At 52.8% G+C, this 16,470-nt stretch carries 16 protein-coding genes and 1 pseudogene; 2 read left to right on the top strand and 15 right to left on the bottom strand.

Features of this window, described 5'->3' with window-relative positions:
• Window positions 1-30: 30 nt before the first annotated feature.
• Window positions 31-1,620: a glutathione ABC transporter substrate-binding protein gene (locus tag BO53_RS0105205; RefSeq protein ID WP_031546226.1), complete on the bottom strand. Its 1,590-nt coding sequence runs from the start codon at window positions 1,618-1,620 to the stop codon at window positions 31-33.
• 87 nt (window positions 1,621-1,707) lie between these two features.
• Entirely contained in the window at window positions 1,708-2,187 is a 480-nt protein-coding gene (locus BO53_RS0105200) for a hypothetical protein (RefSeq protein WP_031546224.1), read from the bottom strand.
• Window positions 2,188-2,339: 152 nt separating this feature from the next.
• Here BO53_RS0105200 and BO53_RS0105195 point away from each other — a divergent pair, with 152 nt between their 5' ends.
• Window positions 2,340-3,470, top strand: a complete 1,131-nt coding sequence (locus BO53_RS0105195) for an NADH-dependent flavin oxidoreductase (protein ID WP_031546223.1) — start codon at window positions 2,340-2,342, stop codon at window positions 3,468-3,470.
• 43 nt (window positions 3,471-3,513) lie between these two features.
• Here BO53_RS0105195 and BO53_RS0105190 read toward each other — a convergent pair whose 3' ends face one another.
• The 8 genes from BO53_RS0105190 to BO53_RS0105155 form a co-directional block, all read right to left on the bottom strand.
• Complete coding sequence (locus BO53_RS0105190; RefSeq protein WP_031546221.1) at window positions 3,514-4,005, bottom strand: dihydrofolate reductase; 492 nt, start codon at window positions 4,003-4,005, stop codon at window positions 3,514-3,516.
• Window positions 4,006-4,017: 12 nt separating this feature from the next.
• Window positions 4,018-4,437, bottom strand: a complete 420-nt coding sequence (locus BO53_RS0105185) for a pyridoxamine 5'-phosphate oxidase family protein (protein WP_031546218.1) — start codon at window positions 4,435-4,437, stop codon at window positions 4,018-4,020.
• Window positions 4,438-4,802: 365 nt separating this feature from the next.
• Window positions 4,803-5,555: a TspO/MBR family protein gene (locus BO53_RS0105180; RefSeq protein ID WP_031546216.1), complete on the bottom strand. Its 753-nt coding sequence runs from the start codon at window positions 5,553-5,555 to the stop codon at window positions 4,803-4,805.
• 385 nt (window positions 5,556-5,940) lie between these two features.
• Entirely contained in the window at window positions 5,941-6,756 is an 816-nt protein-coding gene (locus BO53_RS0105175) for a carbon-nitrogen family hydrolase (RefSeq protein ID WP_245608196.1), read from the bottom strand.
• Complete coding sequence (locus BO53_RS0105170; RefSeq protein WP_031546211.1) at window positions 6,753-7,475, bottom strand: hypothetical protein; 723 nt, start codon at window positions 7,473-7,475, stop codon at window positions 6,753-6,755. Before BO53_RS0105170 ends, BO53_RS0105175 begins: the two co-directional genes overlap by 4 nt.
• Entirely contained in the window at window positions 7,472-8,368 is an 897-nt protein-coding gene (locus BO53_RS14030; RefSeq protein WP_031546208.1) for an ABC transporter ATP-binding protein, read from the bottom strand. The genes BO53_RS0105170 and BO53_RS14030 overlap by 4 nt, the downstream gene beginning before the upstream one ends.
• Complete coding sequence (locus tag BO53_RS14025) at window positions 8,368-9,543, bottom strand: ABC transporter permease (protein WP_031546206.1); 1,176 nt, start codon at window positions 9,541-9,543, stop codon at window positions 8,368-8,370. The genes BO53_RS14030 and BO53_RS14025 overlap by 1 nt, the downstream gene beginning before the upstream one ends.
• Complete coding sequence (locus BO53_RS0105155; protein WP_031546203.1) at window positions 9,543-10,757, bottom strand: ABC transporter permease; 1,215 nt, start codon at window positions 10,755-10,757, stop codon at window positions 9,543-9,545. Before BO53_RS0105155 ends, BO53_RS14025 begins: the two co-directional genes overlap by 1 nt.
• Before the next feature lie 132 nt (window positions 10,758-10,889).
• On the opposite strand from BO53_RS0105155, the gene BO53_RS13330 reads away from it, so the two are divergent.
• Complete coding sequence (locus BO53_RS13330; RefSeq protein WP_031546201.1) at window positions 10,890-11,309, top strand: GNAT family N-acetyltransferase; 420 nt, start codon at window positions 10,890-10,892, stop codon at window positions 11,307-11,309.
• A 29-nt stretch (window positions 11,310-11,338) separates the two neighbouring features.
• Here BO53_RS13330 and BO53_RS0105145 read toward each other — a convergent pair whose 3' ends face one another.
• The 5 genes and pseudogenes from BO53_RS0105145 to BO53_RS0105125 form a co-directional block, all read right to left on the bottom strand.
• Window positions 11,339-12,232 carry a YitT family protein gene (locus BO53_RS0105145; RefSeq protein ID WP_156956093.1) on the bottom strand — a complete coding sequence of 298 codons (894 nt, stop codon included), beginning with the start codon at window positions 12,230-12,232 and terminating at the stop codon, window positions 11,339-11,341.
• Window positions 12,233-12,317: 85 nt separating this feature from the next.
• Complete coding sequence (locus BO53_RS0105140) at window positions 12,318-13,211, bottom strand: diacylglycerol/lipid kinase family protein (protein ID WP_031546195.1); 894 nt, start codon at window positions 13,209-13,211, stop codon at window positions 12,318-12,320.
• A 424-nt stretch (window positions 13,212-13,635) separates the two neighbouring features.
• Window positions 13,636-13,833 (bottom strand): annotated as a pseudogene (locus tag BO53_RS0105135) (DUF378 domain-containing protein); the annotation flags it as partial.
• 117 nt (window positions 13,834-13,950) lie between these two features.
• Window positions 13,951-15,186, bottom strand: a complete 1,236-nt coding sequence (locus BO53_RS0105130; protein WP_031546190.1) for a metal-dependent hydrolase family protein — start codon at window positions 15,184-15,186, stop codon at window positions 13,951-13,953.
• Window positions 15,187-15,215: 29 nt separating this feature from the next.
• The gene (locus BO53_RS0105125) at window positions 15,216-16,367 is read right to left on the bottom strand and encodes a hypothetical protein (RefSeq protein ID WP_031546188.1); all 1,152 of its coding nucleotides are present in this window, start codon (window positions 16,365-16,367) and stop codon (window positions 15,216-15,218) included.
• Window positions 16,368-16,470: the final 103 nt, after the last annotated feature.

Here is a 16,470-nt window from a genome sequence, read left to right as displayed (position 1 = left end):
TACCCGTCGGTGGGTAATGCGCTTTTCATTTTATTTCTGTACGTCTTTCAGGAAATGGAAGCTTGCAGGATGCTGTCCATATCCTTCAATATCCGCCCCGAGCCCTGTGAGCAGGGACGGGTGATAGATCGGAATGATCGGTGATTCGTCGAGGATGATCTGCTGGGCCTCTTCATAGAGCGCCAGGCGGCTTTCCTCATCCGTTTCCGAACGGGCTTCATCAAGCAGTGCATCGACTTCCGCGTTTTGATAGCGGGAACGGTTGCCCGATGTGCCGATATTTGAGGAATGGAACAGTGCATAGAGGCCATAGTCCGCATCCAGCGTCACCGTACCCCAGCCGCCGATGAACATGTCATGGTCCCCGCCGCCGACATAGTCGAGGAAGGCCCCGGATTCGAGCTGGTAGATTTCAAGCTCTATGTTCAGGTCCGCCAGCTCCTCCTGTATGAATGCTGCCATATCTGCAGCCGTCCGGTCCATGACCGTAATCTCGGCAGTGAAGCCGTCGGCATACCCGCTCTCTTCGAGCAGGGCTTTTGCCGCTTCCTTGTCATTCTCAACGGTGTCCAGATCTTCGCTGTGTCCAAACACGGCCGGCGCAAGCGGTGTATCCGCCACTTTCGCCCGGCCCACCAGCATCTCGTCGATGATCGACTGCTTGTCGATGGCCATGGCGACTGCCTGCCTTACGGCCGGATCATCGAATGGTGCCTTCTCCGTATTGAATCCGACATACTCCATCCGGACACTTTCCGTTTCGTTCATTTTTGTATCATCCGACTCATCGATCTGTGCATAGTCGTTCGGGTCGACCGGATAGATCAGGTCGGCCGTGTCCGTCATGAGTTCCGCGATGCGGGTCGCATCTTCAGGGACTGCCTTGAAGGTGAAGGATGACGATTTGGCCGGCTCTCCCCAGTAGTCTTCATTGCGCGCGAGTGTCACGTAGTCGCCCTCTGAAATCTCCTCGAATTTGAACGGCCCTGTGCCGACCGGGTTGCGGTTGACCTCGGTCAGGATCTCTCCACCCTCTTCATACTGTGCGTAGTCCGCTTCGATGACAGACGGGCTGATCATGCCGCCCGCCGGATGTGCCAAGTGCGACGGCAGGGCAGCAAACGGGTGGATGGTCTTGATATGTACTGTGTTTTCGTCCACCACTTCAACAGAATCTATCAGTTCAAAGAGGAATGCCACCGGTGCGCCCACTTCCTCATCCCTTACGCGGTCGAGATTCGTCTTGACCGCTTCAGCATTGAACGGGGTGCCATCATGGAATTCGACGCCTTCCTTCAGTTTGAACTCCCACGTCACATCATCAATCTGCTCGTAGGATTCCGCAAGAGCGGGCTCGATATCAAGCTCCGGTGTGAATCGGACCAGACCTTCATATATGTTCACGTTCACGTGGTTCGACGGCTGGTCATTCGCCGCATGCGGGTCCATGGAATTCGGGGTCGCGAGCAGGCTCATGGTGATGTCTCCGGATGTTTCCACATCATCTGCATTCGCCTCACCGTCTCCTTCCGTCTCCTCTTCTCCATCACTGTCATCTGTACATGCAGCCAGCACAAGTACGAACAGTACCGACAACATCAAAAACAAATACTTCTTCATCTCTCTGCCTCCATTCATTTACCACCATTATACATAGTTATACACTCGGAATGAAGGTTAAAGTTTACTTGTCTGATAGGATTTTAATCAGTAGATGAAGTGCACAACCGTGAGGATGAACATTGAAATGCCGAGGCGTATATGGAGTTTCCGGATTCTGATCCTTGGATCGACCAGCAGGCGGTACCAGCCCGAGAGGACGAGAACGAACAAATTGATGGATGCGAGGAAACCGGTCAGTATCTTCATGTTGCCAAGATCAAATCCATATAGAGCAACCACCGCCCAGGCATGCAGCAGTATGATCAGAAACGCCCCCGTCCCCACCCACCGGTGGTATGGCCGGATCCGCTTGGACATTGTGGCGAGCCTGATCTTCGTCTGCCTGTTTTCGATGTTCCGGATTGTGGAGAAGACCGCGTTGCGGGTCCAGTTGAAGATGAAGAACAGGAAGCCCGTGAAACCGAGCAGGATATGGATGTAGGATGTATGGACCGCCACACCCGAAGCGACATTCCATATCGCCCAGACGAGCAGCAGCCCATTCAATAGAAACCAGATGCTCATGTATTCTCCTCCATCATTTTTTCTCTCCATACTCTACCATATTTCCTCCCCGTAACCATCCTGCCGAAACAGGAAAATTGAAAAGATGGAAAGTGGATTGGTATAGTATATCCTGTTGCATCAATCAAGAAATATCAGGAGGCTTCAACACAATGAACGAAAAGTATGCACCCCTGTTCGAGACCGTTCCATTGCCGAACGGCGTCGAGCTCAGGAATAGATTTGTATTGGCACCACTGACACACGTTTCATCGAACGATGACGGCACCGCATCAAACGCGGAAATCGACTATATCGGCAAACGTTCCAGAGGCATGGGGCTGGCCCTCACTGCCGCTTCCAACGTGACGGACCTCGGCAAGGCCTTCCCCGGCCAGCCGTCCATCGCCCATGATTCGGATATCGAAGGTCTGAAGAAGGTTGCCCAGGCCATGAAGGCGGACGGTGCGAAAGCCGTCGTCCAGATCCACCATGGCGGCGTACAGGCACTACCTGAGCTGACGCCGGGTGGCGACTCTGCCGGACCGAGCCCGATCACCATGCAGAGCTTTGGCGAAGCGGAACCGCATGAGGCACGTGAGATCACCGAAGCGGAGATCGAGGAGACGATCAAGGCATTCGGCGAGGCGACACGGCGCGCGGCAGAGGCAGGGTTCGATGGTGTCGAAATCCATGGCGCGAACCACTACATCATCCATCAGTTCGTCTCTCCCTACTTCAATAAGCGGATGGACAAATGGGGAGAAGACCGCTATCTGTTCGCGATGGAAGTCGTGGACGAGGTGGTCAAGGCAGCCAGGAAACATGCGGACGACGACTTCATCATCGGCTACCGCTTCTCCCCTGAGGAGCCACAGTCCCCGGGGATAGACATGGAAATCACCGAAACGCTGATCGGCAAGCTGGTCGAGAAGCCGCTCGACTACCTCCACGTCTCGCTGTTCGATATACATTCGGAGACACGCGACGGCAAGTATGCAGGCATCGAACGTGTCGAACTGCTGCACAAGTGGATCGGTGGCCGCATGCCGCTGATCGGCATCGGCTCCATCTTCACACCGGACCAGGCACTTGAAGCCGTTGAAGCGGGCAATGTCGACATGATCGCCATCGGCCGTGCCGCCCTGCTCGACCATGAATTCGTCAAGAAGACGGAAGCTGGCAGGGAAGATGAAATCATCAATGTGTTCGACCCCGAAAGAGAAGATAAGCACGAACTGCCGGAGCCGCTGTGGCAGCAGTTCTATAAAGGATTCTATCCCGTACCGCGCACGGACCAGTAGAAAGAAGTCCCCGTATCCATGATACGGGGACTTTCTATATGCATCACTTGCGCCGCCATACTTCATAGGTATGCGGATATTTATTCTTCCCATCGACAGGCCCGTCCCATGATTCTACACGTTCGAACGGGCTGTAGTCGAAATCTGCCGGAAAATACGTATCTCCTTCGAAAGTGTCATGGATGACGGTGCGATAAAGTACATCGACCTCATCCTCAAACATCTTGAACAGTGTACCACCGCCGATGATGTAGAGATCCTCCCCGTTCTCCTCTTCAAGCGCCAGTATCTCCTCTTTGGAATGTACGACGATGGCGCCCGGTGCCTCGTAGTCCGCCTGCAGTGTGAGGACGATGTTGCGTCGGCCCGGTAGCGGCCGGTTGGGGATGGTCTCATATGTCTTTCGGCCTGTGACGATATCCCCCTGCATCGTCACATCCTTGAAGAATTTGATGTCGGCCGGGAGCCGCCATGGCAGCGCCTTATCCCTGCCGATCAGTTTGTTTTCGTCTTCCGCCCATACGTAGGCAAGCATCCTACCCTCTCCTTATAGTGACAATTTCACTTCTTCATACTTATCATCATTCATAATCTTTATATCCGTCGGTGTGATCTTCAGCACTTTGAGATGTGGATTGTCCTTGGAATCGAAGAATTCCGCATCGGCATCTTCCCACACCCAGTCGATCGTCTCCTGGTCATTGATGCGTTCGACATCGCCATATACTTCAACGAAGGCGTGACTTGGGGAGTCATGGAACCCAAGCAATACATGCGCTTTCGGGTTACCCCCGAGTTCATCATATTTCGGCGACTGGTCATTCGTCTTCGCATACAGCGTCAACCCATCATTATAGAACCACATGTAACGAGCATTCGGTTCATTATTCTGTGCTGTCGAGAGGACACCGATCTTCGATTCATCCAATATTTCAGTAATGCGTTCTATCGCCTTCGATTGTTCCATCGTATCACCTGTCCTTATTGTTGATTTATATATATCCATATCCTGAATCACGGCGTTTGAACCATCGAAGTTCGATTTCCTGGATCAAAGAATCATTTCGCAAGGTCCGCTTTGGCCGGATTTTTTGGCTTTTCGCGCTTCTTTGCCATTTCCATTCTGTCATTATAGCCCCATACATAAGTGAGGCCGAAGGCTACGAAAAGGGTGATTGCTGTGACGAGGATGGCGTACCAGAAATTCGCGGTGATGCCGTTGTCCGGATCTATGAACGATGGCAGTCTGCAATAGGATGATTGTTCATACCCCTCTTTCTAACACAGAACCCCTGATGCTGTCGGCATCAGGGGCGTATTCATTGCTTATTCCTATCGATTTTCTGCAGGTCCCCCCGATCCGCTGCGCACCTTCATGAAGATGACGATGATTGCGGTGATCAGCAGTATGATGGATCCGATGAGGAGGACGATATCCAGGCTGCCATACTCACCGGCATTTTTCGTGTATATGCCGAAGTATGGCCAGATGATGATAAGGGGATACAGCCAGTCTCTGAAGTAGATTCCGATGGCAACACCAATCAATGTCGCCACAGCCAGTATGAGGAGCGTCCATCCAAGCTCACCCATTCCAAAGAGGCCGTCAAGGTTGTACTTCTCCGTCAAATTGAAGATATTGACGATGGTCGCCACCGTCACCCATGCGAAGTAGATGGAAAACGGCAGCCGATCGAACCAGTGGTAGCCGGTTTCCGTCAATGTGGTATACATTTCCGCCAGCGTATACAACAGAGCGATGATCACAATGACGGAGGCGAATATCCACTGCTGCGTGAAGACGATGATCCACAGGGCATTCAGCATGAAATTGACGATCGGCCAGAACTTCAGGCGGGAGGCCACGGATTCCTCCCATGTCTTCGCAAAGAATGCCTTGATTATCCAGATGAACAGCAGAATATAGATCAGTCCCCAGATGGAGAATGCAAATCCTGCCGGCTGGATGATCGTTTCATTGTTGTTGGCCACCCCGCCCACATTGGTGGTGGTCAAATAGTTTACGAATATCATGACGATGAATGCGACAAGGTACCCGGTCGCCCACTTCTTCTGTCTGGACATATGACTTCACTCTCTCTATAAGTAATAGTGTCCTTATCTATTCTCTCTATAGCGGCCAATGAAACATTCTACTTCTGCACACCTTCTTAAGCTCAGTTGCAGGACGTTCAGCATCTTCACTGTAATCGGTGCGCTTGTTGCATAGACGACCCCACCGACAAGCATGGTAACCGTAACATCGCCCCCCGTGGTCACTGCCCATAAAAATGAAAGCACCATGCCAATAAAATCGGGAATATAGGTCCCAGCCCATATGTCCGAACACTTTCATCGCGAACTTCCATACCCAGCATGAAGAGCAGAGGGAAAATGATTACATCAGGTATTTTCAGCCTGTATGCCACGAGAGCTCGAACGAATAGAGTATTCAGCGGGAGCCCGCTGACTACAGGAAATGATACATCTCCCTTTTCCGGCTATCAAATATCGGTACTGCCTTACGGATCCGTGCCACTTCATTTCCATCCAATTGACCGGTTACGGCCGCATCTCCGTGATCCGCAGCCTCATCGACGACTTTGCCGAAGGGATCGATGATCATGGAACGGCCGGCGAACTCCTGATCACCAATCTCCCCGTATGTGTTCGATGCGATGAGGTAGCACTGGTTCTCGATTGCCCGTGCTTTGATGAGCACTTCCCAATGAGCCTTGCGCGCCATCGGCCATTCGGCGACGGTGAAGATGGAAGTCGCACCCTTCAACGCCAGGTCCCGGAAGAGTTCCGGGAAGCGGAGATCGTAGCAGATGACGAGGCCGCAAGTATTGCCATCGAGCGTAAATGTCTCGACCTTGTCCTTCCCGCCCGTCAGATATTCCGGTTCGTTCAACATCGGAACCAGATGCATCTTGGAGTACTCATATACGAGTGCTCCACTCCGGTCGACGACAAATGCAGTGTTGTACACCTCATCCGGATCATCCTTGATGTTGGCGACGGAACCTGCGACGATGTTCACATCATATTCCTGTGCAAGTTCGGAAACTACATACTGCGCAGGCTCGAGGTCCTGGCAGGCGTGCTTTTGGATATTTTCAAGGTCATATCCCGATGTCCACATCTCAGGGAGCACAACGACGTCGGTCCCCTTGAGTTCTGCCCGGTCAAACTGCTCCCTGACCCTGGCAATGTTCTCTTCGACATCTCCGAATGCCACCTGATACTGCAATGCTTTTATATTGATATCCACCACTCCCATCATTCTATTTTCTTCAGCTGTACAGGATATTCCGCAACGATGGTATCCCCTGCTTTCATTTCAGTAGGAACGCCCTTCACGTCTTCCATATCTTCATCAAGCCCCAGCATCATTGGGGACGGATTCCAATAGATGCGTGGGAGACCGTCATCACCCATGATCGGGAGGCTTTCCGACAGCAGCTCATATTCTCCGGCTGGCACATGGGTGCCGACCGTGTGTGTACCGGCCGGAATTTCGATATATTCTTCCCCATCCATTTCCATCATATCATTTCCCACTGGCGTAATCGCCAGCTGGCCGTCCCTGGATGCAAACGTCAGCGTATAACCACGCGCGAGATCGACCTGTGCCACCGGTGTCCGCACACCGACTGGGATTTCAAGCAGCCGCACGCCCTGATCATCCTCTATGACAAGGGCCCCTGCCTCATCCTGCAGCAGGACATCATACCTGCCTGGAGGAACATCGGTTCCGACATCATATGTACCTGCTTCAAGCTGCATCTCCTCACCGGTATCATCCTGGATGCCGGCCATCTCCGTGCTCTTGGTGAATGGGAAGCGTTCCGGAAGATCTTCCGTCATCAGTATATTGTTTTCTTCATAGGCTGTGACGGCCGCCCCATCCGCTTCAAACGCTTCACCATCATATTTCTCCGGCATGAGGCCTCCATGGCTGCATCCAGCCATGAGGACCACCGCAAACAGCCACCATCTCATGACTCCATCCCCTTATAGATCCTCAAGTAATGTTCATATGTTCCGAGCGGTCCGATTGTGGCCGATTCCGCCCCATTTTCAAGAAGCTTCTCCAACAAGGCGGCCTTCCGCTCCCCCGAAAGCTCGGCTGCCGGTATACAGATCCGGCTACCGTTCAGATGGATGGTCCCCTCGGGCCATGGTTTCATAGCCTGGAGGACTGCATCCGGCACTGTGGCCTTGATGTATTTTTCCGTTTCCTTCCTGCGGTCGTACGTGTAGGCAAGACGCCGGCCATTCAGAAAGAATATCTGATCGGCGTAGTCATCAAGGTTATCCAGAAGATGACTCGCAACAATGATGATCTTGCCCTCCGCCTTCACCTCCTGGAGGATGCGGCTCACGAGCTCTACATTGATCGGATCGAGACCGTTCATTATTTCATCCATGAACATGATCTTCGTGTCTGCGGCAATCATCATTGCAAAGCAGAGCCGCTGTCGCATGCCGAGGGAATAGGAGCTGACCTTGTTGCGGACATACCCCTCCATATTCAGCCGCTGGATGATGCCGTCTATGTCCCGCTCCTCCCTGTTCCAGATATCCCTATACATCTGGATATGTTCGTAGCCGGAAAAGTTTTCGTAGAGCTCCGCCTGGTCCGGAAAGAATGTGATCTGCTCATGGAGCGCCCTGACGTCCTTCGCAGTATTCCTGAAGTTTCTGCCGTCAATCCTTATTTCACCCTGATTGATCGGGATGAAACGGATGATCGCATTGAAGAGCGTGGTCTTTCCGGTACCATTCGGCGCGACGAGGCCGATGATTGTGCCGTCCGGAATGCTGAAACTGATATCTTCAAGGACGGTGTGGCTGCCATAGCTGATGGTCAGATCCTTAATTTCAAGTGTCATCAGTGCCTCCTCCTTTCTAGTTTTCCTGAACGTGTCGGAATGAGTCTGAATATGAAGTGGAATGCGAGCTCGACCAGCATATAAAGCACTAGAAGACTGATGAGGAGCTTCGGCACATCCACCCTGCCCGCTCCAGCCCATTCCCCTTCCAGAACCGGAAGTATCTGCAGATAGAGGAACGGGTTCCAACTGCCGAGCGGCGGGATGATCGTGAAGATATAGGGAATGAAGAATATACCGATCACGAGCGTGATTGTAAGATAAGTGTTCCTGAACATCCAGCTGAAACCAGTAGAGACCTTCAGTATGATGTAGCTCGCAGCCATGGTGAGTGCCACCACGAGCACAGTGTATTCCATTATGCTGATGTACTCCAGTTGGCTGCCGCTGTAGAGCGGCACAGGATAGAGGAGCGTCCCGGTGTCCACCGATGCGCGGTTGATGATGTAGGAGACCACAAGACCGATGAGGATGGCAATCCATATCAGCACCCAGCTGATGATCGACCGCATCCGCCATTGTGACTTCCATGTCAGCGGAATCCCCTGCGTGATGCTCCAGTTGTATTCCTGATCCCTGCTGAACCGATCCGCACCGAAGACTGCAGCGACGATATAGATGAAGACGCCGGCGAGTATATTGATGAGACTGTAGAGCACAAGACTCGGCGACATCGGATTCCAGTCGATCGCCACATCATTTTCCTTGAGGTAATTCAGGAATTTCAACCTGTTCTCAATCTCCCCCTCATCGGGTATGAAGCTCAGCAGCAGTTCCTGTGATTCGAAATCGTCCGCTTCATGGAAATGAAGCTGGTTCTCCGACATCTCTATCCCCTGATCGACGTAGTCGCTGACGATCTCCTCAAGCCCTTCCACCGTGTTCCCCTCCTTTTCGGAGAGGATGAAGCGCTGCATGCCGAGGATCTGCTGCTGACGGGCAAGTCGGTCGTAAATGTCCTGGCCGGCCTCAGTCTCGAAGTGCGCCTCAGGAATCGCATGGAAGAGGCGCTGCGTCTCGTGATACTCTTCCCTGGCCTCCTCCACAGGAAGCTTTATTGTACGATCCTGATAGAGGGTCGAGTATGTGGCGAGGAACAGCAGCAGTGCCACAAGCAGTATCCGCACCTTCCAGTCCCGGAGGACTTTAAGCACTTCCCATTTGAACAGCCGCATCACCGCACCTCCCTTTCGAACTTCTGACGATGCATCCACCCTGCCGCAAGAGCCGTGAGCATCTCAAGCACCAGTATCGATGCCCCGATCATGACCACGGCGCCGGTGAAACTGTAGGCATCGGTCATGGCGAGGAAGTTCCGTTCCCCGCTCAGCACGAGACCCGTCTCAAAATAGTTGTGCAGGAAATATTCCCCTCCGATGCCGAAGATGGCCTCCTCTCCCGTGCCGCTGTAGATCCGGTTGAAGCCGAGGATCACAAAACCGATGAGCATGACGAGGATATCGTGCCGGAAGGCAAGGGACAGCAGTGCATTCAAACGGACGAAAAAGTAGATCAGCAGCATGATGAGGATGAGCGACATGCCGATGAAGGTGCCGATTGTCTGAGTGGTGAAGTTCGAGTTCTCCCCACGATAGCCCTCATCGTATTTATAGGCACCCACTTCAAGCCCCGGCGAACCGAACCCGTACATTATCCCGGCAGCCAGGAAATACACCGCAAGCAGTACGGAGAAGATGGTCGCGAGTATTATGGCAAGGGAGACCGACTGATGTAATATGTAACGGCGCCATCCCATCGGCTGACCTGCTTTGAGTGTTCTGTGCCGCCGGTCATCGACGAGGATCTCACTCGCCACGAACACCGTGATCAGCAGCATGATGAGCGGTCCGTAATTGGCGAAGAAGCTATACAGCTGCTGGAAGGCCGTCTTCCTGTCGTACATATGGAGCGTAATCCCCTCATGATCGGCAATGCTCCGCATCTCCTGGAAGAGGCGTGTCTGATGATAGCCCATCATCTGGAGGTCGCCCTCGTACTTATCATTCAATTCCTCCCATACGGCGTCCATGGCGAAATCCGGCAGCCCTCCCGCGGTCATCTTGGCCAGCATGGCGACATCACCATTTTCAATAGCGCTGTGATGGCCGAAATAATCTTCATACTGCTGCTTCGCAGTACTGTATGTATCGATGCCGGTCATGCTGTTCACTGCAATGTCCCCCGACTCGAGCCGGGATTCCTTCATCCCGTAGGCCGCCGTCATCTCCAGGCGCAAAGTTTCCCTGTCGATCGTCATCGGGTGCTCCTGGCCCGGCATATAGAAGAAGAGGTGGACGAATATGGCGACGAAGGAGAGAATGAGCACAAGCCGGTTCTTTCGATTCCGCCATGTGCGTTTGAATGTCTCCCTGAATACTGATGCAAACATGGCAACCCATCCCAGTTCATTTAAAATATTTTAATATTCTGTAAAAATAATCCTTTCTTTATGATATATTTTCAATAGACATTGCGCAAGGGTAAATCAGCCGCTATGATTAAATGAAAAAGGGGTAAAGCCATGATTGAACTTTCTGCAGGCAGGGACATCGGCTACGATGATATTGAGCAGCTCTACAGGAGCAAGGGGCATACAGCCTATGACAAACGGATGGGTGCACTCTTCGAGGCCGTGATGGCTTCCGACTATCTCGTCACGGCCTGGGATTCTGGACAGCTCATCGGTCTGATCCGGTCCTCCGGGGACTTGATGTTCACCCAGTATGTCGCGGACTTCGTCATCCACCCGGACCACCAGTCCAAAGGGGTCGCCTCAAAACTGATGGACGCCTATCTGGAGGCGGCTGATGATGTGGAGAAGGTCTATCTGATGATGCAGGGGCCGATCAGTGCCTTCACGAGGAATTGGCTGATACATAAAGGATTTGAAACGAGGGGGAGCGACCCTTCGGCCATCTACCTGAAAATGAAGAGGAAATGAAGAAGACCCCGCCTTGGCGGGGTCTTCTTCTATATGAAATAGTTGCCGAGCACGCTGTTCACATCGTGCACCACGACGAATGCGTCCTCATCATACCGTTTGATGAGGCGCTTGAGCCGTGTCAGCTGGTTCTTGTTGATGACGACATACAGGATGTCCTTGTCCTCCTGTGTATAGAAGCCGCGGCCATTCATGATCGTGACACCGCGTCTGATTTCGCTGTTGATCATCTTGCCGAGCCGCTCGGGATGGTCGGAGATGATGGTGATGGCCTTCTTCGGGTTCATACCTTCAATGATGAAGTCCATGACCTTTGTTGCGATGTATAGGGCGATGACCGTCAGCAGCACCTGTTCGAGCGTCATGACGGTCAGGCCGATGGTGATGACGACCAGGTCGAAGAACAGGAGCGCGTAGGATACGTTGATGTCCATATATTTATTGACCAGCCGGGCAAGGATCGTCGTACCTGCCGTCGTTGCGCCGATCCGGATGATCAGACCGATGCCGAGCCCGACGAACATGCCGCCGAATACCGTGTTGACCAGTATTTCATCCGACTGTACGTGCCAGGACTCCGTCACCCATAGGAAGAATGACGTCAGGAATACGACGACGATCGTATAATACATCGAACGCCTGCTCAAATACTTGAAGCCGACGGCGAGCAGGATGGAGTTCAGCACCAGGTTCGACAGGGCGGGAGAAATATCAAATGCATAATAGAGGATGATTGCGAGCCCGGTGACGCCGCCCTCCCCGAGATTGCCGGCAATCATGAACGAATTGACCCCAATGGCAAAAATAAAAGACCCGATGATTACCGTAGCAATATTGATCAGGGTCTGTTGCGTGATCCTGGGATCGAATGAAATTCTTCTTTTTTCAAAATCGATGCGTTTGAGCCTTTCTCTGATCTTCACAATCATCCTCCTCCTCAATGTTTTTATCCACCGGTATATGATATACGATTAAGGGAAATATTTCAACATCCCGGGCGGGATCATGTCACTCTGCATGACTTTCAGGTACATTGATGCGGATGCAGGCGGGGACCACCTCGATTTCCATGGCTTTGAAGGACTCGGCATCCCCATCGATATCCATCACTTCCAGCCTGTCGGTATCGAGGAACAGCTTTTGGGTACGCATGTAATGGACATTCCTGTGTGCGGTGATTCTGCCCCGGAATGCCGCGATGATGATTTCAATGATCTCCTTCGGCGTGGAGGGCTGGATGTTGATGATATGGAGCTGATGGTCATCCACCCTCGCCTGGGGCAGCAGCCGGTCGAAGCTGCCGACAGAGGAAGTGTTGGCAACAATCGTCAATATCGAATCGCTCATCACCTTCTCTTCTGCCGTGTCGATGGTCACGCGGTAGTTCTTCATGGTGAAGAGCGCCCGCAGGCCCGCATAGAGATAGGCGAAAAGGCCGAACCTGTTCTTGACGCTCGAGCCGACTTTTGTGAACGACTCCATGAAATCACCCAGTGCAATCAGATAGGCGGCATGCCGGCCGTTGAACCTGATGACGTCCGCCTGGATGGGCTGCTGGGGCTTAGAGAGGTTTTGGATCGCTTCATTCATATCGAGGGGCAGGCCGAGGGCCCGTGTATAGTCGTTGACCGTACCGGCCGGAAGGATGGACAGGGAGGCGTCCGAGCTGCATTCGACCATTCCATCGATGATTTCACCGATGGTCCCATCCCCTCCTGATGATACGATGAGATCGGCATATTGTGATGCCTCCATGGCGAGCGCCTTCGCATCCGATCCATCCGTATATAATATTTCGACATCATAGCCCTGGCCCTGAAGGGCACGCAGCACTCCATACTCGATCGGCGGCTTTTTCTTCTTTCCTGATTTTCTGTTGATGATTACCGCTGCTTTCTTCATACATTTCCCCTATCTCCATCTGGTTTCTCCAATCATATCGGATTGAAACGGCACTGTCGATGCTTGGATTTATTATGCATATAAAAAGGACACCCAGCATCAGCTGGATGTCCTCGTCCTGCATTCATTTCATTCAACGTTTATGGAGATAGGAAAAATACTGTCCTTTCGATTACAGGCGGTCGGTGTCATCGGTCCTTCTGTTGCGGACGTCACCTTCGTCTGTCGTATTCGTCAGATCGTCGGGATCGTTCGTTGCAGTACGTGTGTCTCCGGCAGTTGTCCTCGTGCCCGCTGTGTCACCGGCATCAACCGGCCTATTGGAAGGCTTGTCGTCGGCCATGGCACGGGGTTCAGCATCATTATCAGGTGCTGCTGCATGGTTTGCAGCATCCCTGTCAGCCGCTGCCGTATGACGTGCACCATCGTCCGTAATCAGACCGAAGAATTTCAGGCAGTACAGCGCAGACAGACCTACCAGAATGTAGACGATCTTGGAGAGGATGGCGTCCTGACCGCCGAATATGGAAGCGACCAGATCGAATTCGAAAAGCCCGACAAGCAGCCAGTTAAGGCCACCAACTATGAGTAGTACAAGTGCAATGATATCCAATGCTTTCATGTGCGCTTTCTCCTTTCTCATCGTTTGTTAGATTGTTCCCCCTATAGGGATATCTAAACATTGCCGGGCGTTGTATTTTGAAGTAAATGGAAACAGCCCCGGTACCCGGGGCTGCTCTCATTCTCCTATGATGTTCTTGTAGACTACGCCTTCTTTTGCCACAACTTTGATGTTGTCATTATCCTTCAATGCACCGATGTTCTCCAATGGATTCTCCTTCGAGAAGATGAAGTCGGCGACATAGCCCTCCTTGACGAGGCCGATGTCGGTATACCCCATGCATTCCGCAGCCGTCTTCGTCGAAGCGGTGATGGCATCAATCGGCGTCATCCCGCATTCGACCATCAGTTCAAGCTCCCTCAAGTTCGTACCATGCTTGAAGACGCCTGCATCCGTACCCATGGCGATCTTGACACCGGCTTTATATGCCCGTGTGAAGCTCTCCTTGTGGATTTCGATGACCTCCTCGGATTTCTCGACGGCAGTCTTCGCCATCCCGAGCTCCTCGGCGAATTCGAGCACGGATACCGGGGCAAGCAGTGTAGGCACGAGGTATGTACCCTGGTCCTTCATCATGCCGCAAACTTCATCATCGAGGAAAATGCCATGCTCGATGGAATGGATGCCTGCTTCCACACACTGTCTGACCCCTTCCAGGCCTTGGGCATGGGCCATGACTTTGACGCCGTTTCTGAACTTCGCCTCCTCCACGATCACCTTCAGTTCCTCGAGCGAGAACTGGGTGAACTTCGGATGGTCGGTCGGGCTCGATACACCGCCTGTGGCGTGCACCTTGATGATGTCGGCGCCTGCCCGCAGCATCTCACGCGTCTTCTTGCGCACTTCCTCCACGCCGTCACAGATACCGTGCGGCATGCCCGGATGTGGCTGCATGAGGTCCGTCACGACGCCTGAATAGTTGAAACCGTCGCCGTGTCCCCCTGTGATCGTCAGTGCATTGACACTGATCTGCATGCGCGGCCCCTTGACCAGCCCATCCTCTATCGCCTTCTTGAGTCCGAGGTCGCTGCCGAGTGCGTCCCGTACCGTCGTCACTCCTGCATTCAGCGTGCGGTTCAAGTATTCCATCGCTGCATAGAAGTTATAGGAGAACGGCGTGACGAGCCGCTGTTCCAACGGTTTGAATTCCGTCATCATATGCACGTGTGCATCGATCATGCCCGGGAGCATGTACTGTCCCGCACCATCCAGCACTTCTGCACCCTCTGCTGCCGATTCCTCGGCATCGATGGCCTTGAATCGGCCGTCCTCCACAAGTACATTCGTATTCTTGACCAGTTCCGAACCGGTACCATCTATCAGATTGACATTTTTGATGAAAAGCTTTTCCATTTCTACACTCCCATTTCTTTTGTTTTAATTTAGATCAGGCTCATGACGAAGCTCGCGATGAATACGGAAGCGACCGTTACAGTGACGAATCCGCCGATCAGCATCGGTGTCACCAGCTCCTGGAAGAGCCTGTTCTGATCTTCGAGGTTGTTCGTTTCACTCCGGGCCACCTCTTCACAGATCAGGTAGTCCCCGGGGAATCCGATCAGCGCCGTCAATGCGACGGGCACACCCTTGTAGGGATGCCAGCCGACCAGCTTGGATGCGATGAAGCCACCCGTGATGATGCCGAATATGCCGAGGGCAAGAATCAATGCCACAGCCGGAATATTGCTCACCACATCCTGCGGTGTGATACCGCCCATCGTGCCGATGATGACGAAGATGAGCGCGACCATCATGAAGCTGAATGAGTTCGCGGACTCAAGGGCGCTCTTCGGCAGGAGATTGAGGTTCAAAGCCAGTATGCCGAACAGCAGACAGAACAGCGTATAGTGGATGCCCGTGACATCTCCGAGGATGACCCCGAGCATGCCGAGTACAAAGATGACGAACAGTTTGATCGTATTGTTCTTCATCAGGCTGAAGCGGGAAATGCCCCGTTCCTCCTCAAAGCCGATGCTGTCGTCTGCAGCTGTCCGGTTCTCCGCCATGAAGGCCTGGCCATACCGCTTCATGAATGCGGTCGCAAGCGGCATGCCGATGACGCCCTGGAAGGCCTGCACAAGCACAGGAACCACGACCAGGCTCGTGAGCCCGAGGTTCGTCAGCGTTTCATTGGTGATCAGAAGTGCCACGACACCGCCTGAAATCGGACCGACGCCGCTCGCGGCCGTGGTGAAGTCGAATACAAGCGTCACGACGACGAGCACCAGTGTGAGCGCCCCTGCGAGGCCGGACAGGGCGATGATGACCGCCCGCCACTGCTTTTTAAGGATTGAGAATCGCATGAGCGTCCCCATATGTACAATAAGGGGGCCGATCAGTATCGCCCCGAGTGCCGGAAGCGTGGAAAGTTCGAGAATATTTTCCGGGAAAATCCCCGTCCATGTAAGTATCAAAAAGCCGAGCATCGCTGTCATCAGCATCGGGATCCGGGCACGTGTATAGACCGAAATCAGTTCCCCGAGTGCAATCAGTGCAAACAGCATGACCGTGGCAACAATGGGTTCCTGCAACATATGTATCACTCCTAATCGTCTACGATGTAGGTAGTATACGCCTTCCCCAGGATAAAATAAAGTAATTTTCAGAAATAATCAATCATTCTGACAAATAAATCGT

It is taken from the genome of Salinicoccus luteus DSM 17002 (assembly GCF_000712035.1).
Classification (GTDB): Bacteria; Bacillota; Bacilli; order Staphylococcales; family Salinicoccaceae; genus Salinicoccus; species Salinicoccus luteus.
Note: the sequence above shows the minus strand (reverse complement) of the source record. Positions and strands in the feature narration are given on the sequence as shown.